Annotated in this window: 18 protein-coding genes; 4 read left to right on the forward strand and 14 right to left on the reverse strand. The window is 70.8% G+C overall.

Features of this window, described 5'->3' with window-relative positions:
• Position 1: 1 nt before the first annotated feature.
• From J5Y10_RS18860 to J5Y10_RS18915, 12 genes are read right to left on the reverse strand one after another with little or no spacing between them, the layout of a single operon-like run.
• Positions 2-988: a Bug family tripartite tricarboxylate transporter substrate binding protein gene (locus tag J5Y10_RS18860; RefSeq protein ID WP_209375642.1), complete on the reverse strand. Its 987-nt coding sequence runs from the start codon at positions 986-988 to the stop codon at positions 2-4.
• Entirely contained in the window at positions 985-2,385 is a 1,401-nt protein-coding gene (locus J5Y10_RS18865; RefSeq protein WP_342452962.1) for an FAD-dependent oxidoreductase, read from the reverse strand. The genes J5Y10_RS18860 and J5Y10_RS18865 overlap by 4 nt, the downstream gene beginning before the upstream one ends.
• Positions 2,382-2,987 carry a cysteine hydrolase family protein gene (locus tag J5Y10_RS18870; RefSeq protein WP_209375643.1) on the reverse strand — a complete coding sequence of 202 codons (606 nt, stop codon included), beginning with the start codon at positions 2,985-2,987 and terminating at the stop codon, positions 2,382-2,384. The genes J5Y10_RS18865 and J5Y10_RS18870 overlap by 4 nt, the downstream gene beginning before the upstream one ends.
• Entirely contained in the window at positions 2,984-5,044 is a 2,061-nt protein-coding gene (locus tag J5Y10_RS18875; RefSeq protein WP_209375644.1) for a hydantoinase/oxoprolinase family protein, read from the reverse strand. Before J5Y10_RS18875 ends, J5Y10_RS18870 begins: the two co-directional genes overlap by 4 nt.
• A complete protein-coding gene (locus J5Y10_RS18880; RefSeq protein ID WP_209375645.1) occupies positions 5,041-6,690 on the reverse strand; it encodes a hydantoinase B/oxoprolinase family protein in 1,650 nt (549 codons plus the stop codon). Before J5Y10_RS18880 ends, J5Y10_RS18875 begins: the two co-directional genes overlap by 4 nt.
• On the reverse strand, positions 6,687-7,580 hold the full coding sequence (locus J5Y10_RS18885) for an isocitrate lyase/PEP mutase family protein (RefSeq protein ID WP_209375646.1): 894 nt from the start codon (positions 7,578-7,580) through the stop codon (positions 6,687-6,689). The genes J5Y10_RS18880 and J5Y10_RS18885 overlap by 4 nt, the downstream gene beginning before the upstream one ends.
• 7 nt (positions 7,581-7,587) lie before the next feature.
• On the reverse strand, positions 7,588-8,289 hold the full coding sequence (locus J5Y10_RS18890) for an ABC transporter ATP-binding protein (RefSeq protein WP_408901590.1): 702 nt from the start codon (positions 8,287-8,289) through the stop codon (positions 7,588-7,590).
• On the reverse strand, positions 8,282-9,031 hold the full coding sequence (locus J5Y10_RS18895) for an ABC transporter ATP-binding protein (protein ID WP_209375648.1): 750 nt from the start codon (positions 9,029-9,031) through the stop codon (positions 8,282-8,284). The genes J5Y10_RS18890 and J5Y10_RS18895 overlap by 8 nt, the downstream gene beginning before the upstream one ends.
• The gene (locus tag J5Y10_RS18900) at positions 9,028-9,993 is read right to left on the reverse strand and encodes a branched-chain amino acid ABC transporter permease (RefSeq protein WP_209375649.1); all 966 of its coding nucleotides are present in this window, start codon (positions 9,991-9,993) and stop codon (positions 9,028-9,030) included. Before J5Y10_RS18900 ends, J5Y10_RS18895 begins: the two co-directional genes overlap by 4 nt.
• Positions 9,990-10,859 (reverse strand): branched-chain amino acid ABC transporter permease, encoded by an 870-nt coding sequence (locus tag J5Y10_RS18905; RefSeq protein WP_342452963.1) that lies wholly within the window; start codon positions 10,857-10,859, stop codon positions 9,990-9,992. Before J5Y10_RS18905 ends, J5Y10_RS18900 begins: the two co-directional genes overlap by 4 nt.
• A gap of 2 nt (positions 10,860-10,861) precedes the next feature.
• Complete coding sequence (locus J5Y10_RS18910; RefSeq protein WP_209375650.1) at positions 10,862-12,079, reverse strand: ABC transporter substrate-binding protein; 1,218 nt, start codon at positions 12,077-12,079, stop codon at positions 10,862-10,864.
• Positions 12,076-12,930, reverse strand: coding sequence for a GntR family transcriptional regulator (locus J5Y10_RS18915; protein ID WP_209375651.1), 855 nt, complete (start codon positions 12,928-12,930; stop codon positions 12,076-12,078). The genes J5Y10_RS18910 and J5Y10_RS18915 overlap by 4 nt, the downstream gene beginning before the upstream one ends.
• A 132-nt stretch (positions 12,931-13,062) precedes the next feature.
• Between J5Y10_RS18915 and leuC the strand changes: the two genes are divergently transcribed.
• The 4 genes from leuC (at position 13,063) to J5Y10_RS18935 (ending at position 17,386) form a co-directional block, all read left to right on the forward strand.
• Positions 13,063-14,478, forward strand: a complete 1,416-nt coding sequence (gene leuC, locus J5Y10_RS18920) for a 3-isopropylmalate dehydratase large subunit (RefSeq protein WP_209375652.1) — start codon at positions 13,063-13,065, stop codon at positions 14,476-14,478.
• Positions 14,478-15,113 carry a 3-isopropylmalate dehydratase small subunit gene (leuD, locus tag J5Y10_RS18925; protein WP_209375679.1) on the forward strand — a complete coding sequence of 212 codons (636 nt, stop codon included), beginning with the start codon at positions 14,478-14,480 and terminating at the stop codon, positions 15,111-15,113. Before leuC ends, leuD begins: the two co-directional genes overlap by 1 nt.
• A 179-nt stretch (positions 15,114-15,292) precedes the next feature.
• Positions 15,293-16,537 carry an NAD(P)/FAD-dependent oxidoreductase gene (locus J5Y10_RS18930; protein ID WP_209375653.1) on the forward strand — a complete coding sequence of 415 codons (1,245 nt, stop codon included), beginning with the start codon at positions 15,293-15,295 and terminating at the stop codon, positions 16,535-16,537.
• A 75-nt stretch (positions 16,538-16,612) separates the two neighbouring features.
• The gene (locus J5Y10_RS18935) at positions 16,613-17,386 is read left to right on the forward strand and encodes an enoyl-CoA hydratase/isomerase family protein (RefSeq protein ID WP_209375654.1); all 774 of its coding nucleotides are present in this window, start codon (positions 16,613-16,615) and stop codon (positions 17,384-17,386) included.
• 48 nt (positions 17,387-17,434) lie between these two features.
• On the opposite strand, the gene J5Y10_RS18940 is transcribed toward J5Y10_RS18935, so the two are convergent.
• Together J5Y10_RS18940 and J5Y10_RS18945 are read right to left on the reverse strand one after the other, a co-directional pair.
• Positions 17,435-18,403 carry a Bug family tripartite tricarboxylate transporter substrate binding protein gene (locus tag J5Y10_RS18940; RefSeq protein WP_209375655.1) on the reverse strand — a complete coding sequence of 323 codons (969 nt, stop codon included), beginning with the start codon at positions 18,401-18,403 and terminating at the stop codon, positions 17,435-17,437.
• A 25-nt stretch (positions 18,404-18,428) separates the two neighbouring features.
• Complete coding sequence (locus tag J5Y10_RS18945; protein ID WP_209375656.1) at positions 18,429-19,667, reverse strand: CaiB/BaiF CoA transferase family protein; 1,239 nt, start codon at positions 19,665-19,667, stop codon at positions 18,429-18,431.
• Position 19,668 lies beyond the last annotated feature (1 nt).

A 19,668-nucleotide genomic window follows, 5' to 3' on the forward strand; every position in this document is an offset into this window, starting at 1 on the left:
CCTAGTCCGCCCGCGCACCGGTGCTGCGGACCACCTCCCGCCAAACCGCCCGCTCCGCCGCGATATGGGCAATCAGAACGTCGCGACCGCCGGGGAGCGGGTCCACCTGGCGTTCAACCAGGATGCGTGCCCAGGCGGGGCCGGTCAGCAGGGCCTGCCACGCCGCTTCCCAGGCCGCCAGGATCGCGGGCGGCGTGCCAGCTGCGGCGAAGACGCCGTACCAGGGCGTTGCGTCGAAGCCCGGCAGGGTCTCGGCCACGGCGGGCACCTCCGGCAACAATGCGCTCCGCCCCGGCGAGGAGACGGCCAGGGCGCGGAGCCCGCCCGACTGGACCTGCGGCAGGGAGGTTCCGAGCCCGTCGAAGGCGATGTCCAGCGTGCCGGAGACGAGATCCGTCAGCATCGGCGCGCTGCCGCGATAGGGGACGTGCGTCATTTCCGCCGTGGCCCGGCTGCGGAGCAGCTCCATCGAGAGATGCGTGAAGGAGCCGGCACCGTTGGAGCCATAGGAAAGGCCACCCGCACGCCCCCGGGCCGCGGAAAGAACCTCGGCCAGGGTTTCCCGCGGGTAGCGCTGCGCGCTGACGACGAGCAGGTTGGGCTGCTGGCCAAGCATTCCCAGCGGGACAAAATCCGCATCGGGATCGTAGCCCAGCCGGGTGTAGAGCGCCTTGTTGATCTCGATGATGCCCTGGGTGGCGATCAGGAGGCTGTGTCCGTCGGGTGCGGAGCGGGCCACGTTCTCCGCCGCGAGATTTCCGCCCGCACCGGCACGGTTCTCCACCACGACCGACTGGCCGAGGATCGGGGTGAGCGCCTCCGCCGCCTGGCGGGCGAGGATGTCCGTCAGCCCGCCCGGGGAGAAGGGCAGCACGAGCCGCACGGGGCGGGACGGCTTCCAGCCCGCCGCGGGCTGCGCTCGGGCGGTGCGCATGACCGGGATGGCCGCGAGACTGAAGGCAAGGCCATGCCGGCGGGTGATCGTCATGCGCATGCCCCTTGTGCCAGGGCGCCGGCGCCGCGCCCGGCGATGCGGCCGAGCGCAACCGCCGTGAGCAGGCCATTGCCCGAGAGATAGCCCGAGGCCTGCGGGCCCGAGACGCCGCAGGCCGCGCCGCCCGCGGCGAAGAGGTTGGGGAAGGCACTGCCATCCGGCCGCGTGACCCGCGCACTGGAATCCACGACCAACCCGCCCTGCGTATGGAACAGCGCGCCGGTGACTCGGACAGCGCGGTAGGGGGGCGAGAGCTGGGGAATTCCCGCAAAGCTGCGGCCGAAGGCATCGGTGGAGCCCGCGGATTTGAGACGCTGCAACTCCGCCAGGGTTTCGGTCAGCGCGGCCTCGGGCAGCCGCGTGGCGGCGGCCAGGGCGGAAACGCTCTCCGCCTCCAGGATCGCGCCGGCTGATTCGGCCCGGCGGAAATCCTCGAACTGGCCGGCGATGCCGGCAATGCGCGCGTCGAAAACCGTCCAGGCGATACCCTCGGGCTGCTGGAGCACCTTCGCCGCCTGCTCGGAGTAGCCATGGCTCTCATCGGAGAAGCGGCGGCCCTGCAGGTTCACCTGGACGCCACCCTCCGTGATCGTCGCCCAGGTGATGAGTATGCCGACGGGATGGGCGACGGAGCCGTGGCCCTGGTGGCCCGGCAGGTGCCGCGTGGCTGCCCCCAGCGCCTCGCCCCAGAGGATCGCCTCGCCCTGGTTCCCGGGATGGCCGAAATAGAGGGCGTCCGAGAGCGCGGGGACATGCTGACGCACAAGGCCCTTGTTGCCACCATAGCCGTTGCAGGCGAGCACGAGCGCACCGCAGCCGAGAGTATCCTCCGCGCCATCCGGCCGGCGCAGCGTCAGCCCGGCGATGCGCCCATCTCCCGCCGCGTGCAGCGCGATGGCGCGTGCGTCGCAGAGGATGTCGATGCCCGCCCTCTCGGCCGCATCGCGCAACCGGTCGACCAACTCCTCGCCGGAGCGGCTGGGCAAGCCGTGCATGCGGTTGGCGGAGTGGCCGGGGTAGCGGAAATCGGTGATGACGGAAAAGGCGAGGCCATGTGCGTCGGCCAGCCATTCCAGCGCGGGGCCGACGGCGCGCGTGACGGTTCCCACCTCCTCCGCGTCCGGCTCGCCGACGGCCTTGGCCATGATGTCCGCGGCGAAGAGGTCCGGGCTGTCCTTGATCTCCGCCTCGCGCTGCCAGCGCGTGCCCGCGGCAGGCACCAACCCCGCCGAGAGCGCGGTGGAGCCGCGGGGCACCGGGTCGCGCTCCAGCACCAGCACCTCCGCGCCCGCCTCCTTCGCGGCCAGAGCCGCGCAGAGGCCGGCGGCGCCGGCGCCCACGATGACGACGGGGACGGAGACGTCGTAGGCCTCCAGCGCCGGCAGAATCACGCGGAGAGCTCCGCCATCACGTCCGCGACGGTCGCGATGCGGGCAACGGGGCGCAGCGCGGCGATCGCCGTCTCATGCGCCTCCCGACCGAAGGCGGCGCAGCCATCGGAGAGGACGGTCACCTCGATATCCCGGACATGCGCGTCCCGCACCGTGGTGGAGACGCCGCCATTGGTGACGATGCCGCCGACGATCAGGCGCTCAATCCCGCATTTGCGGATCATCCACTCCAGCCGCGTCATGTAGAAAGCGGAATAGGCCACCTTCTCGATCGGAATGTCGCTCGGCCCCAGCTCGTCCAGCAGGGCCTGCCCCCAGCTTCCCGGCGCGAAATCGCCGCGGCGCAGAAACGGGCGGAGCGCCTTTAGGTGCGGTGCGATGATCGGCTCGCCGCCACGGCCCGGCCAGAGGGTGAAGTGCGTGGAAGCGATCCAGCCGCCCGCTTGGCGCATGGCCTCCGCGAGCGGTGCAAGCTTTGCGGGGAGCGCGGCGATCGAAGAATCCCCCTGCCCGCCCCGCGCATAGGCGCCGTCCGGGTGGACGAAGTCGTTCTGAAGGTCAAAGAGGAGCAGGGCCGTGTTCGTGGCGGGGATGGGATTCACGCAGCGTTCTCCACGATCACGTTGCCCAGCCGGTCCACCCGCGCGGTAAGGCCGGGATCGACCACGGTGGTGGCATCCGGCTGCTCCAGGATGGCGGGGCCCGCAATCACCGCGCCGACCGGCAGGTCCAGGCGCGAGAAGATCGCCGTCTCGTGCCAGCCGCCGCTGAACCAGACCGGGCGCGAGCCGCGCCGCGCGCCTTCCAGCGTCGTGCCCGCCTCGGGCGCGAGCGCCGCGAGATCGAAATGCGGCCGGCGGCCGATCGCGGCGGTGCGCAGGTTCACGATGCGCGCCGGCACGCCCGTGAGGAGGCGGCTGAAGCTCGCCTGATAGGCGGATTCGAAGGCGGCACGGATGGTGGCCTCGGTAACGCCGGTCGTGCCCTCCACGACCTCCAGGGGCAAGGTCACCGCGACGGTGTGGGTCTGCCCGGTGTAGTGCATGTCGAGCGCGAAGACGGTGTCGATCCGCTCCACCGGCAGCCCGGCATCGGCGACAACGGCGCGCACCGCCGATGCCTCCTCAACCATCAGCCGGTCCAGCGCCCCGGCGTCGATTCCCTCCAGCGAGAGGTTCACGGTGCGGACCTGATCGTGCCGGATATCCGCGATCACGCAGCCCAACGCCGAGTTGATGCCGGGGAAGCGCGGCACGAGCGCGGCCTTCAGCCCGACCTCGCGGATCAGCGCGCCGGCATGCAGGGCGCCGCCGCCGCCGAAGGGCACGGCGGCGAAGCGGGCGGGATCGTGTCCGCGCTCGATCGAGACGAGGCGGATGGCCTTCGCCATATGGCCGTTCGCGACGCGCAGCACCGCTTCCGCCGCCGGCATGGCGCCCAGCCCGAGCGGCACGCCCACATGCTCCAGGATGGCGGCCTTGGCCGCCTCCACATCCAGGCGCTTGAGGCTGCCGCCGATCGGACGCTCCGCGTTGATGCGGCCGAGCACGACATTGGCGTCCGTCAGCGTCGGGCGCGTGTTGCCGCCGGCGTAGCAGACCGGACCGGGGCGCGAGCCCGCGCTCTCCGGCCCGACCTGCAGCATCCCGCCAGCATCAACGCGCGCGATGGAGCCACCGCCGGCGCCGATGGTGGTGATCTCGATCATCGGCGTGCGGATCACCAGGCCGAAGTCGATCGTGGTCTGCGCGGCCAGCGCTGTTTCCCCGTTCACGACGAGCGACACGTCGAAGGAGGTGCCGCCGAGATCGCCCGTCACCACGTCGGGGAAGCCGGCCTCCCGCGCGATGGCGGCGGCGGCAATCACGCCCGCGGCCGGGCCCGAGAGCGCGGTGCGCACGGGCACGCGGCGGGCGGATTCCGTGGACATGACGCCGCCATTGGACTGCACGATGTGGAAGCGGCCGGTGAAGCCGTCCTCCCGCAGCGCCGCGTCCAGCTTGCCGAGATAGGAGCCGACGACCGGCTGGAGATAGGCGTTGAGCGCGGTGGTCGAGGTGCGCTCGAACTCACGGATCTCCGGCAGGATCTGGGTGGAGCAGCCGATCGCCTCGCCTTCCCAGACCGAGGCGGCGGCGACCAGCGCCGCGCGTTCGTTCGCCGGGTTGGCGTAGGCATTGATAAAGACGATCGCCAGCGCCTCTGCGCCCTGCGCCAGGAGTTGGCGCACGGCGGCGCGCACCTCCTCCTCGTTCACCGGCTCGCGGATCGAACCGTCGGCCAGGGTGCGCTCCGTGACCTCCAGGCGCATGTCGCGGTCCACCACGGGGATGAAATCGCCCCAGAGGCCCCAGGTCCGCAGGCGGTCACGACGGCGCATCTCAATCACGTCGCGGAAGCCGCGCGTGGTGATGAGGCCGACCCTCGCGCCCTTCCGCTCCAGCAGCGCATTGGTGCCGACGGTGGTGCCGTGAACGACCGAGGCCAGATCCCTCACAGCGCCGAACTGGCGGAGGCCGTTGAGGAAGCCAACCGCCTCATCGCCACGGTTGGACGGGACCTTGGCCGTGCGGAAGGTCTTCGCCGCCTCGTCAAAGAGGAAGAGGTCCGTGAAGGTCCCGCCGACATCCACACCGACGACCTTGGCCGAGCCATTCATTCCGCTGCCCCGCCTGTCACGTAACCCATCCGCCGATCGCGCTCCGCCGCCCTCGCGTCGCGTGCCGCGGGATCGCCCCAGCCGCCGCCACCCGGCGTCTCCAGCCGTACGCGCTGTCCGGCGGTGATGCGGACATCCGTCACCTTCGAAACCATGGGCGGGGAGCGCATCCCCTCCTCCGTCTCCCACTGGAAGCGGTTCGGCGCCGCGGAGCCTCCACCGCCGACGCCGAAGGGCGCGACCTTCCCGCGTTCGCCGAGCAGCGAAACGCTGGCCGGGACCAGCGCCTCGATCTCGTAGACGGCTCCCAGCCCGCCGCGATGCTGCCCGGCGCCCGCGGAGTCTGGCCGCAGCGCCCACTGCGTGAACATCACGGGATAGGCGGCTTCAAGGATCTCCACCGGCGGGATGGTGGCCGTCGAGATGGGGTTGTTGGCGTGGTTCAGCCCGTCGCTCTCCGGGTTGCCGCCGAGGCCGCCCCCGAAGAAGGAGAACATCACCCAGCGCGAGCCGTCCCCGCGGTGACCGGCCATGGAGAGCGCGTTGATTGTGCCGAAGGGCGCGGCCGTGGCGCGGGATGGATCGGCCTTCGCCAGCGCACCGAAGATCACGCCGATCAGGCGCAGCACGGTTTCCGTATACCCGGCCATCGGGTGCGGCGCCCCGGCGCCGAGCAGCGTGGTTTCCGGCACAACGAAGCGGATCGGGCGCAGGCAGCCGGCATTCGCCGGAACCTCCGTGAAGACGTGCTTCAGCGCGACGTAGCAGCCAGCGATGGTGGTGGCGCGGCTGATGCTCACCGGTCCCTGCGCCGGCGGGGACGAGCGGGAGAAGTCCAGCACCATCTCCTCGCCGCTGATCGTCAGGTCCAGGGCGATGGTCAGGGTCTCGTCGGTGATGCCATCGTTGTCCAGCACGTCTTCAAAGGCGTAGGTGCCGTCCGGCAGGCCGGCGATGGCGGAGCGCATCAGCGCCTCTGCGCGCGTGGAGAAGGCGGTGAAGGCACCCTGGACCACATCCTCGCCGTGCTCGTCGATCAGCGCCGCGAGACGGCGTTCGCCAAGATCCAGCGCGTTGATCTGGCCGTTCAGGTCGCCCCAGTTGGAGGCGGGCACGCGGGAATTGGCGGCCAGGATGTCCACGATGTCCTGGTTCACCGCGCCATCGCGCATCAGCCGCACGGGCGGAAGGCGGAATCCCTCCTGGAAGCTCTCCGTCGCCTTCGGGTTATAGCCGCCGGGCACATTGCCGCCTACGTCCAGCCAGTGGCCGACGGAGGCGATCCAGCAGAACAACTCGCCACGGCGGAACACCGGCCGCACGAGGCGAAAGTCGTTCAGGTGCGTGCCGCCGTCGTAGGGATCGTTGAACAGGAAGGTGTCGCCGGGGCGCAGGTCGCCGTCGTGCGCCACCTTGTCGATGACCACCCTCACGGCAAAGGCCATCGCGCCAACGAAGATAGGCAGCCCGCTCGTTCCCTGGACGAGCGTTTCCCCGGTCGTGGCGTGGTAGAGCCCGTGGCAGGCGTCCTTCGCCTCGGCGATGATGGGGTTGAAGGCGGACCGGAACAGGGTCGCGTCCATCTCGTCCGCGATGCCCTCCAGCCGACCCTTCAAGATGGCGAGGGTGACGGGATCGGGAGTCATTCTGCGGCGCCCCTTGCGGCGTCCCGGGCGTCGTAGCGCGCGCCGAGCTCCAGCATCTCCGGCGTGCCGATCAGGGCGTTCAGCCCGCTGAAATCCAGCATGCGGTCCGAGAAGGGCCTGTTGGAGCCATGCGCCGCGAGGGAGTGGTAATAGGCCTGCGCCGTCAGGGCCAGCGCGCGCACGATGCCGCCGGGGAAGATCACCAGGCGAAAGCCCATCTGCCCCAGTTCTTCGCCGGTGGAGATGGGCGTGTCCCCGCCCTCCACCATGTTCGCCATCAGCGGCCGCAGTCCACCCAGGCGCGCGTTGATCGCTTCCATCTGGGCGATATCGCGCGGTGCCTCGACGAAGAGAACATCCGCCCCGGCCTCGGCATAGAGCGCGGCACGGTCCATTGCGGCCTCGATGCCCTCCACCGCCACGGCATCGGTGCGGGCGATGATCAGCGTCTCCTCGCTCGCCCGCGCATCCACGGCGGCGCGGATCTTGCCGGCCATCTCGCCCGCCGAGACGATGGACTTGCCCTGCAGGTGGCCGCAGCGCTTGGGCAGCGTCTGGTCCTCAAGTTGCAGCGCGTTCGCCCCGGCGCGCTCATACATCCGTACCGTGCGCTGGACGTTGAGGGCATTCCCGTGGCCGTTATCCGCGTCCACGACCAGCGGAATGGAAACGCGGTCCCGGATCAGGGCAATCGTCTCCGCAACCTCCGCCATGGAGACGAGGCCGATGTCCGGCCGTCCCAGGCGCGTGTAGGCGATGGCGGCCCCGGAGACATAGGCCGCCTCGAACCCCGCTTCCTCCGCCAGGTGGCCGGTCAGCGCGTCGTAGATGCCGGGTGCGGTCACGGGCCTCTGCTCCGCCAGGCGCCGCTTGAGGGAGATCATGGTCATGGTGTCCTCACAGGCCGAGATAGACGCGGCGCAGTTCCGGGTCGTCGCGCAGGGCGGCGGCGGGGCCGCTCATCGCGAAGGTGCCGTTTTCCAGGATGAAGCCGCGCGCGGCGATCTCGAGCGATTGCACGACGTTCTGCTCCACCAGCAGGATCGGCAGCCCGTCCGCGTTTAGGCGCAGGATCAGCGCGAACATCTCCTCCACCAGCATCGGGGAGAGCCCGAGCGAGGGCTCGTCTAGAATCAGAAGGCGCGGCTCGGCCATCATGCCGCGACCGATTGCGAGCATCTGCTGCTCGCCGCCGGAGAGCGTGCCCGCCGCCTGCCCTGCCCGTTCCCGCAGGCGGGGGAAGGTCTCGAACACGCGCTCCAGGTTCGCCGCGCGGCGGGGTCGGGCACGGCGGTAGGAGCCGAGTTCGAGGTTCTCCCGCACGTTCATGTTCGGGAAGATGCGCCGGCCCTCGGGCACCTGGACCAGCCCTGCCTCGACAATGGCGGCAGGGTCCATGCCGTCCAGCCGCGTTCCGTCGAACCGGATCTCCCCTGCGCGCGCGGGCACCACGCCCGAGAGCACCTTGTTCAGCGTCGTCTTGCCCACGCCGTTGGCGCCGAGCACGGCTACGATCTCGCCGGTCGAAGCCGCCATGTCGAGGCCGCGCAGCACCTCCACCGGCCCGTAACCGGCACGCAGGCCCCTTACCTCAAGCACCGGCGCCTCCCGCCGCGATGCGCGCGGCCGCGCCATGGCCGAGATAGGCCTCGATCACCTGCGGGTTCGCCGTAACCTCGCGCGGAGGGCCATCGGCGATCATGCGCCCGCTCGCCAGGACGTGGACGTGATCGCAGAGGTTCATCACGGCCTGCATGACGTGCTCGATCATCAGAATGGAGACACCACGGTCGCGGATGGCGCGGATGACGGGGATGATGTCCCGCACCTCCGAGGGGTTGAGCCCGGCCAGGACCTCGTCCAGCAGAAGCAGCTTCGGCTGGGTTGCCAGTGCTCGTGCCAGCTCCAGCCGCTTGCGCCCAGCCACGGTCAGCGCGGACGCCTGCTGGTCCAGCATGGGTCCCAGCCCGACCTCGTTCCCAACGGCATCCGCGACGCGCACCGCCTCCTCACGCCTGGCGTGGCGGAGATAGGCTCCGACCAGGATGTTCTCGCGCACGCTCAATCCGGCAAAGGGCTGCACGATCTGGAAGGTGCGGGCCATTCCGAGCGCGGCGCGCCGGTGCGGCGGCTCCCTCGTCACGTCCTCGCCCTGGAACTGCACGCGCCCACCGCTCGGCGACAGGAAGCCGGAAACGAGGGCGAAAAGGGTCGTCTTCCCCGCGCCGTTCGGCCCGATCAGACCGATCAGCCCGCCCTCCGGCACCTCCAGCGAGGCCCCGTCCACCGCCAGCAGGCCGCCGAAGCGCCGCGAGAGGTGTTCCGCCCGCAGAAGGCTCATCGTGCCAGCCCCTGCCCAAGCCGCCGCAGCCCGCCCATGACGCCGCGCGGGAGGAAGGCGATGGCGAGCACGAGGAGCGCGCCGAACACGATGAGATCGACGCCCGGCACCGGTCCTACGATATGGCCGAGGGCAATCTTCGCGATCTCCCCTACCCCATGGAGCGCCAGGGCGCCGAGGACCGGGCCCAGCACCGTGCCGGCGCCGCCCAGCACGCAGGCGATCAGCACCTCCACGGAGATCCAGGTGCCGTAGGCGATGTTAGCGTCGAGGTAGAGGAAGTTCTGCGCGTAGAGGCAGCCCGCCGCCGCCGTGATGGCGCCGGAGAGGGCGATGGCGCGCAGCTTCACGCCCAGCACGTCCACGCCCAGCGCGCGGGCCGCGTCCTCGTTCTCCCGCACCGCCACGAGCTGCGCGCCGAAGCGGCCGCGAGCGATCCAGGCCGTCAGCACCAGCACCCCGGCCACGGTTGCGGCCACCAGCCACAGGAACACGGCGCGGGATGGGAATTGCAGGTTCGCCACGCCCGGGGAAAGGCGGATCAGCAGCCCCGCCGCGCCGCCCGTGACATCCGCCGCATTGGCCAGGATCCGCAGCACCTCCGCGAAGGCCAGGGTGACCAGGGCGAAGTAGGACCCCCTCAGCCGAGCGCGGAAGGAGAGTGCGCCGATGGCCCAGCCCACCAGGGCGCCGAGCGCGATGCCGGCCGCCAGCCCGATCCAGGCGTTCACTCCGAAACGGAGCTGCAGGATCGCGGTGGCGTAGGCGCCGGTTCCGAAGAAGGCCGCGTGCCCGAAGGAGAGCTGCCCCGCATAGCCGCCCAGGATGTTCCATCCCTGCGCCGCCAGCGCGACGATCAGCACCGAGAGCAGGAAGTTCAGGGCGGTGTTGGACGCCACGAACGGAAGGAGGGCGATCAGGGCGAGCAGCGCCAGCCCCGGCCAGAGGTCCCGCGCGCTCATGCCCGCGCACCGAACAGGCCGGTCGGCCGAAGCAGCAGCACGAGGATGAAGATCACGAAGATGCCGAGCTGCCCGAGGCTCTCCCCCAGCAGCAGCCCGCCCAGGCTCTCCACGACGCCGACGATGAGGCCGCCGAGCAGCGCGCCGGGGATCGATCCCATCCCGCCGAGCACGACAATGGTGAAGGCCATCAGCACGAAGGCATTGCCCACGCGCGGGTTCACGTAGAAGGTCGGCAGCAGCAGGCACGCGGCCACGGCCAGGCAGGCGCAGCCCAGCCCGAAGGTGACTGCGTAGATGTGGCGCGGGTCGATGCCGCAGAGCTGGGCGCCCAGCTTCTCCTTCGCAACGGCGCGAATGGCCTTGCCCGTGTCGGTGGCCGAGAGCAGTGCCCAGAGCAGCGCAGCAGCCAGCAGGGAGACGCCGAAGCCGATCAGGCGCGGGCGGGAGAGCAGCATCGGGCCCAGCTCAACCACGTCGAAGCCGGAGTCCGTGCCCAGCGTGCGGGTGTCGGAGCGGAACAGGGCCAGCATCGCGTTCTCGATCACGATGGAGAGGCCGAGCGTGACGAGGAGCGTGTTGCCGTCATCCCCGTGGCTCGCCGGGCCGATCACCCAGCGCTGCAGCGCGTAGCCCAGCGCCATGAAGCCCGCGGCCATCGGCAGGATGGCGAGGTAGGGGTCCAGCCCGAAGGCCGCGTTCAGCCCCCAGGCCGCGAACATCGCCAGGGTCAGCAGCGCCCCGTGCGCGAAGTTCACGATGTGCAGCACGCCGTAGACGAGGGTGAGGCCCAGCGCCACCAGCGCATAGGCCGCCCCCGCCAGCAGGCCGTTCGCCACGGCCTCCGCGATCAGCTCGATCGGCACGGTCAGCCCTGGATCGGGAAGACGGGACGGGAATCTGCCACCTCAGTGGGGAAGATCACCTTGATGTCGCCGTCCTGCACCTGGGTATTGACCGGGCGCGCCCCCGCGTTCTGCCCGTTCACGAACCTTGTCGGCCCGTACGGCATGATATGGCCGGAATAGTCGGAGGTCGTGAGCGCCTGGAGCACCTTCGCGCGGTCCGCCGCGCCGGCGCGGTTGACCGCATCGGCCACCAGCTTCACGCAGGAATAGTTCAGCGGGATGTTGTAGGCCCAGAACTTGCCGGACGCCTCCACCTGGGCTTTCAGCGCGATGGCCTCCGCGTTCTTCGGGTCGTGCCAGTGGTTGCAGTCCATCACGCCCAGCGCCGCGTCCGGAAATTCCTTCACGAAGCGGTAGTTCGAGGCGGCGCCGTTCAGCACGGCGTAGATCCCCTTCGGCCGGATGCGCTGCTGCCGCATGGTGCGGGAGAGGAGGACGAACTCGCCATAGTAGGAGGAGGGGATCAGCAGGTCCGGCCGGAGGGAGCGCAGGCGCAGCGCGATGTTGTTCATGTCGCGCGCGGGGGTGGGGTGGGCGATGGTCTCCAGCACCTCGAAGCCGTGTTTCGGCAGCTCCGTCTGCATCAGCTTCGCGAGGCCGGAGCCGAACAGCCCGTCCTCATGCACCAGCACCACCGTCTTGCAGGGCTTGCCGGCGCCGTCGTTCAGCCGGATCAGGTTCTCGACAGCGGCGGAGGTGACGGTGCCGAAGCCCGGGGCCAGGCGGAAAGTGTTGGTCAGCCCGCGCGAGACGATGCTGTCCGCCACGCCGACATCCACGACATAGGGCAGGTCGTAGCGCGCCGCGGCCTGGCTGGCGGCCAGGCAGATCGGGCTTGCAAAGCCGCCGACGATCGCCACCACGCCCTCGCCCTGCAGCTTCTCGACCTCCTGCACGCCGGCCTCGGGGTTTGAGCGGGCATCGGCGACGACCAGCTCGATCTTCGCCCCGCCCAGCGCCCGCAGGCCGCCATCCCCGTTGATTTTGGCCACCGCCGCCTCCGCGCCGATCCGGCCGAGATCGCCGTCCTGCGCCAGGGCGCCGGTCAACGGCTGGAGCAGGCCGATCTTCACGGGCGCGGGCTGTGCGCGGAGCAGGCCCGGGGCGGCCAGCAGCGCCGTGCCTCCGGCAGCGGTGCCGAGCAGCGCGCGGCGGGTGGTCGTCGGAAGCGTCCTCATGAACCTGTCCTCTCATCGTCCTGCGGGTCCGGCCCGCGACCCGTCCTTGTCGAGCGGGTCCTGTTCACGTTGGCGGGCGAGGCGCCCGTCGGGGCCATGGGGCTCCAGCGGCGCTCGCCTTCGGCGCCGGTGCGCTGCATCTGCAACTCGAAGGAGAATCGGTCGGGGCGATAGAGGGCGTGCAGGTGCTCCACCGCCCTGCCCTCCTCGTCCTGTACCAGCCGCGTCAGCGCGATCAGCGGGGCACCGATCTCCACCTCCAGCACCGCGGCTAGGTCAGGCCCGGCGAGGGTCGCGCCGATGCTCTGGCGCGCGCGGCCGATCCGCAGGCCGGACCGCTCCAGCAGCACGAGGAGCGGCTGGCTTGCCAGCTCCGACTCCGAATAGGTCCGGCCGATCCGCGCGGGCACATGGGTGGTCAGGTAGGAGAAGGGTCCGCTCGCCATGCACCGGACGCGGACGGCGCGCTGCGCGGCCTCGCCGGGCGCGAGGTCCAGGGCCAGCGCGACCGCTGGCGGCGGCACGGCATAGCCGAAGGAGAGGAGCCGCACCTCGGTGCGCCGCCCCATTTCCTTCAGGTGGGTGAAAACGTCCGCGAAATCGGCGGTGGCCGGAGGCAGGGTCGCCACGCCGCGCACGAAGGTTCCCACGCCCGGGCGGCGCTCCAGCAGCCCTTCCCGCGCGAGTTGATCCAGCGCCCGCCGGATGGTCACGCGCGCCACGCCATGCTCCGCCGCAAGGTCGGGCTCGCCGGGAAGGCGCGCGCCCGGCGGAAGGGCGCCGCAGCCGATGCGGTCCCGCAGCACGAGATAGACGCGGCGCGCCTTGAAAGGCTCGACTGTCGCACTCAACCGCCTGCCCCCTCTGCCGCCGCCTCTCCTGTCCTATGTCCGGGACAGCATGCTGTCTAGGATATCGGACAGGACCATTGCATCAAGCCTACCCGCGATCCTATTTTCCGCACAGCAAAAGGGAGGCCGGACATGGCGGGGAACGGGCCACGCACGCTCTTCGACAAGGTCTGGGAAGCGCATGTCATCCTGACGCGGGAGGACGGGCAGGCGCTGCTGCAGATCGACCGCCACTTCTTTCACGAGGGCTCCCACCACGCGTTCAACCAGTTGCGCGCCCGCGGCGCGCGGGTTGCCCGACCATCCCAGAACATCGGCGTGGCCGACCACTACGTGCCCACGCGCGGCCGGGGCAACGCCATCGCGGACGACACCATCCGCCGGATGGTCCAGCAGCTCTCCGACAATGCCGCGGATCACGGCCTGCGCCTGTTCGGGCTGGACAGCCCGGCGCAGGGGATCGTTCATGTCGTCGGGCCGGAACAGGGGCTGACCCTGCCCGGGCTCACGGTCGTCTGCGGCGACAGCCATACTTCCACCCACGGCGCGCTCGGGGCACTGGCCTTCGGCATCGGCGCTTCCGAGGTCGCGCATGTGCTGACGACGCAGACCCTCTGGCAGCGCCGGCCGAAGCGGATGCGGATCGCGGTGGAGGGAAGCACCGGCCCCGGCATCGCCGCGAAGGACATCGCCCTTTCCATCATCGCCCGGATCGGGACGGATGGGGCGCAGGGCCATGCCGTAGAGTATGCGGGGTCCGCCATCCGCGCGCTCTCGGTCGAGGGGCGGCTCACCCTCTGCAACCTTTCCATCGAGTCCGGCGCGCGCAGCGGCATGGTGGCACCGGATGCGACAACGCTGGACTTCCTGCGCGGGCGGCCCTTCGCGCCGCGGGAGGACGCCTTCGACCGCGCCGCCGAGGCTTGGCTCGCACTCCCCGGCGATCCCGGCGCCGAGTTCGACCGCGAGGTGGTGCTGGACGGCGCGGAGATTGCGCCGATCGTCACCTGGGGCGTAAGCCCGGAGGATGCCCTCCCCGTCACCGCCACCCTGCCGGACCCGGACCGCGCCGCCGATCCTGCGCGCGCGGCGCAGATCCGGGAGGGCCTGGACTATATGGGCCTGCATGCCGGGCAGCGGATCGCCGACATCGTCGTGGACCGCGTCTTCATCGGTTCCTGCACCAACAGCCGCATCGAGGACCTGCGCGCTGCCGCCGCCGTCCTCTCCGGCCGGCGCGCGCGCATCCCCGGCCTTGTTTCCCCCGGCTCCACCCTCGTGAAGCGGCAGGCGGAGGAGGAGGGGCTGGACCGGATCTTCACCGCGGCCGGGCTGGAATGGGTGGAATCTGGCTGCTCCATGTGCGTGGGCATGAATGGCGACCTCGTTGGAGCGGGGGAGCGCTGCGCCTCCACCACCAACCGCAACTTCAAGGGACGCCAGGGCAAGGGCGCGCGCACGCACCTGATGTCCCCCGCCATGGCTGCCGCCGCCGCCGTGACCGGGCATCTGACGGATGTCCGCCCGCTGCTGGAGGGCCGCGCGTGATGGAGCCCTTCCGCAGCCTCACCGCCAAGGCTTGCCCGCTGCCGATGAGCAACGTGGATACGGACCAGCTCATTCCCGCCCGCTTCATGAGCCGCCCCCGCAGCGCCGGCTACGGCGACTTCCTGCTCTACGATCTGCGCTTCGACGCCGCCGCCGTACCCCGCCCGGACTTCCCGCTGAACCGGCCGGAGCGGGCGGGCAGCGCGGTGCTGGTCACCCGCCGCAACTTCGGCAGCGGCTCCTCGCGAGAAGCCGCTGCCTACGCGCTTCTGGACCACGGGATCCGCTGCGTCCTGGCGCCGAGCTTCGGCGACATCTTCAGCAGCAACGCCGTGAACAACGGCCTGCTTCCTGCGCGAATGGAGGAGGATGCGGTGGAAGCCCTCCTCGCCTGGCTGGACGCGGGGAATGCGGAGGTGACGGTGGACCTCGAATCCCGCGTCCTGGCCGCGGGCGGCACGCGCTGGGATTTCGCCATCGATCCGGTCTGGCGCACGAAGCTGCTGAACGGCTGGACGGACCTGGACCTCACCCTCAGCCACCGCACGGCCATCGATGCCTTTATGGAGGCCGACCATGCCCGCCGCCCCTGGGCCTGGCTCGACGGTCCCGCCGGTCCCGCCGCCCTGGGCTGAAGGCGCCGCCAGACCGGAGCCCCGGCCTCGACAGCCGCCCGGCGCGGCTCTAATCCCGAATGCACGAGGAACGCGCGCCGAGATCCATTCCCGGGAACGGGAGGGACGCGGCGCGGATGGCGCGGCACACCGGAACCACGCAAGATCGGCCCCGCACCGGGGCGGCTGAGGGATAGGGCATGGCGCAATCGGTGATCGTGCTGGGCGCGGGGATGGTGGGCGTCTCCACCGCCCTCCACCTGCGCCAGCGCGGGTGGGACGTGGTGCTGGTGGACCGCCGCGCCCCGGGCGAGGGTGCCTCCTTCGGCAATGCCGGGCTGATCCAGCGCGAGGCGGTGTTCCCCCACCCCTTCCCGCGCAGCGTGTCGGAGATCGCGCGCATCGCCCGCAACCGCTCGGTGGACGCGGTGTACCACGCGGATGCCCTGCCCGGCCTGGCCTATCCCCTGCTGCGCTACTGGTGGAACTCCGCGCCGGAGCGGTACGAGGCGATGGCGCGGGCCTATGCGCAGCTGATCGTCACCTGCCTGGATGAGCACATGGCGGTGGCGCGGCAGGCCGGCTCCACCGAGCTGCTGCGCCCCATCGGCTGGATGCGCCTGTTCAGCACGGAGGCGCAGTTGGACGCCGCGAGGCGGGAGGCGGAGGCGGCGCACCGGGAGCACAACGTCGGCTACCGTGTCCTGGACGGGGATGCCCTGGCCGAGGCCGAGCCGCACCTGCTGGTGCGCCGCGCCGGGGCGGTGCACTGGACCGATCCCTATTCCGTCAGCGACCCGCACGCCCTCACCACATCCTACGCGCGCCTGTTCGAGGGGGAGGGCGGCCGCTTTGCCACGGGCGATGCGGCCACCCTGGCCCGCGCCGGCTCGGGCTGGCGCGTCATGACGCAGGACGGACCAATGGAGGCCGCGCAGGCCGTGGTAGCCCTGGGCGCCGCGGCCGGCGATGTGACGCGGCGCTTCGGCTACGCCCCTCCCCTCTTCGGGAAGCGCGGCTACCACCTTCACTACGGGATGAAGGGCAACGCGGTGCTGAACCACCCCTTCATCGACGAGGCCAGCGGCTTCTGTCTCGTGCCCATGCGGGCCGGCATCCGCCTGACAACCGGCGCAGAGTTCGCCCGGCCCGACGCGCCGGAGACGCCGATCCAGATGGAGCGGGCCGAGCCGGTGGCCCGGTCGCTCCTTCCGCTGGAGGAGAGCGTGGAACAGAAGCCCTGGATGGGCGTGCGGCCCTGCACGCCGGACATGCTGCCCGTGATCGGCCGCATCCCCGGGCAGGACGGGCTTTGGGGTGCCTTCGGACACGCCCATCAGGGGCTGACCCTCGGCCCAACGACTGGCCGCCTGCTGGCGGAGATGATAGGCGGCCAGACCCCCTTCATCGACCCGAACCCGTACCGGGCGGAGCGCTTCGCCTGATGCCGCGCCAGTGGCGGGATGGTGGGCGCGGATCCACCCTGGCGAGAGCTGGTCTGCTGAACGGGAGGCACCGCGTTGAGTGATGGACGGGAAGCCCGGGCACCGAGCCTGAGCATCAACGGTGCCGTCGCCACCATCCGCCTGCACAGGCCGGCAGTGCACAACCGGATTGAGCCGGGTGACCTGGTGGCGCTGGCGGAAATTCTCGACACGATCGGGGCGGATCGTGCGGTGCGGGCGGTCATCCTCACCGCCAGTGGCCGTTCCTTCAGCTCCGGTTTCCATATTGGGGAGTTGAAGCCCGGCGAGGGCACGGACGAATCCTCCTTTGGGCGCCTCGCGGACCGGTTGGAGGCGCTGCGCCAGCCGACGATCTGCGCGATGAACGGCGGCGTCTATGGCGGTTCCACCGACCTCGCCCTGGCCTGCGACTTCCGCATCGGCGTGACGGGCATGGCCATGTTCATGCCCGCCGCGCGGCTCGGCCTGCACTACTACCCGAGCGGCCTGGGACGCTATGTCAGCCGGCTCGGCCTGAACGCGGCCAAGCGCCTCTTTCTCACCGCGGAGAAGCTGGAGGCCGAGGAACTGCTGCGTATCGGTTTCCTGACGGAACTCGTACCGCCGGATGTGCTGGAGGCGCGCGCCTCAGCGCTGGCCGCCGCCCTCTGTGCGAATGCGCCCCTCGCGGTGCAGGGCATGAAGGCCGCGCTCAACGGCATCGCCCGTGGGAACATGGATGCCGAGGCCGTCGCGGCGACGATCCGGCAGGTCCGTGACTCGCAAGACCTGCAGGAAGGAAAGGCAGCCTGGGCGGAGAAGCGCGCGCCGGTTTTCACCGGCCGCTGAGGACCGGGAAAGGCCGGAGCCGATGCATTCGGCCGGGGTGCCTTGCCCTTACCCGGCCTGGATGCCCGCGGCGCGGATAAGCTGACCCCACTTGCCGATCTCGCCCTCCAGGAAGGTGCGGAAGTCGTCGGAGCGTAGGAGGCCCGGGCTGGCGCCGAGTGTCGCGAGCCTCTCGCCCAGGGCCGGGTCCTTCAGCGCGCCTTCCACGGCCACCGCCACGCGCGCGGCGACGTCCGGCGGTGTGCCGGCGGGCGCAAACAGGCCATGCCACTCCAGGCTCTCGTAGCCCGGCAGGGTCTCGGCCACAGCCGGCACGCCGGGCAGGCGTGCCACCGGATCCCGGCCGGTATGGGCGATGACGCGCAGCCCCTCCTGCCCGTGCAGCGGGAGGGCGGAGGTGGCGGTGGAGACGATCATGCCGATCCGCCCGCCGCGCAGGTCGTTCTGCGCGGCCGGGGTGTCGCGGTAGGGCACGTGGGTAATCTCGACCCCGGCCGTTCGATTGAACAGCTCCAGCGCCAGATGCTGGGAGGAGCCGGTGCCGGTGCTCGCGCAGGCGATCTCGCCAGGCTTCGACTTCGCCAGCGCTATCAACTCCGGCACTGTCCGCGCCGGGCAGCTTGGGCCGAGTAGCAGCACGTTGGGCACGGTGACGATGCGCGCCACTGGCAGGAAATCCCGCCGCGGATCGTAGGGCAGGCGCGGCATCAGCGCCGGGTTGATCGCGAAGCCGCTGGCATCGTCGAGCAGGGTGTAGCCGTCGGGCCTGGACTGCGCGACGGCATTGGCCGCGATGGTACCGCCCGCGCCCGCCCGGTTCTCAATCACCACGGGCTGGCCGAGCACTTCCGTCACCCGGGGAAAGACCAGCCGCGCCACCGTGTCCACCGCACCGCCGGCACCGTAGGAGACGATCATCCGCACCGGCCGCGCCGGCCAGGCCTCCTGCGCCCGCAGTGGCAGCGGAAGCAGCCCGGCCACCGTTGCGACGAGGGTATGCCTGCGCGACATTGTCATCACCGTCTCCTCCCGTTTCGCCGGCTCAGCCGCGCACGATGCCGGCCGCGCGCAGCCGTGCTAGTTCCTCCTCGCCCAAGGCTGGGTTGAGGATCTCGTCGTTGTGCTCACCGAGGCGCGGCGCAGGGCGGGCCAGCACGCCGGGCGTGGCGGAGAGCCGCGGCACCATCCCGTGCATTGGCACGAAGCCGCCGGGCATGTCTTCGTCCGGCACCTCGATCAGCGCCTCGCGCTCCGCGACGAAACCGTCCTCCAGCAGGTCGGCGGCGTCCATGATCGGGCCGATGGTGACGCCAGCCCGGTCGAAGTGCTCCAGCACCTCCGCCTTGTCGCGCTCGCCGATGAAGGCGCCGATGATGCCGTCCAGCTCCTGCCAGTTCCGCAGCCGATCCGGGTTAGTGCGGAAGCGCGGGTCCTCGATCAGCTCCGGCCGCCCGATGGAGCGCAGCAGCTTCTCCGTCATGCCCTGGGTGGAGGAGGAAAGGCAGACCCAGCCGCCGTCGCGGGCCTGATAGGCGTTGCGGGGGGCGGTGTTGGTGCTGCGGCTGCCCGTGCGCTGTTTCGTGCGGCCAGTCAGGCGGTAGTTGGCGGTCTGCGGATCCATTACCGCCAGCATCGGATCGATCAGCGAGAGGTCGATGACCTGCCCCTGCCCTGTCCGCTCGGCGTGTCGCAGCGCGATGGTGGCGGAGGCCGCGCCGTAGATGCCGGCATAGCAATCCCCCATGAACATCGGCGGCAGCACCGGCTCACGGTCCGCGAAGCCGTTGACGGCGGCAAAGCCGGAATAACCTTCCACCAGGGTGCCGAAGCCCGGCTTGTGGCGGTAGGGCCCGTCCTGTCCCCAGCCGCTGATGCGGATGATGACGAGGGCCGGGTTGATCGCCAGCAGGGACTCCGGGGAGAGGCCCATGGCCTCCAGCACGCCGGGGCGGAAGCTCTCAACCAGCATGGCGGCGTCGCGCACCAGGGCGCGCACCACGCCCTGCGCCTCGGGGCTCCGCAGGTCCAGGCAGATGCTCTTCTTGTTGCGGCACCAGCTCTTCCAGGAGGTCTCCACGCCCTGCACCTTCCAGGCGCGGAGCGTGTCGCCTTCCGGTGGCTCCACCTTCACCACCTCGGCGCCGTGGTCCGCCAGCACCATGGTCAGCGTGTTGCCGGCCACCAATCTCGCGAGGTCCAGCACGCGCACCCCGTCCAGCGGGCCGCACGCTGTCGGGTCGAACGCCTTGCGGTGCAGGCGGGAAGGCGCGTGCTCGTCCATG

The organism is Roseomonas indoligenes (genome assembly GCF_017813365.1).
Lineage (GTDB): Bacteria > Pseudomonadota > Alphaproteobacteria > Acetobacterales > Acetobacteraceae > Roseomonas > Roseomonas indoligenes.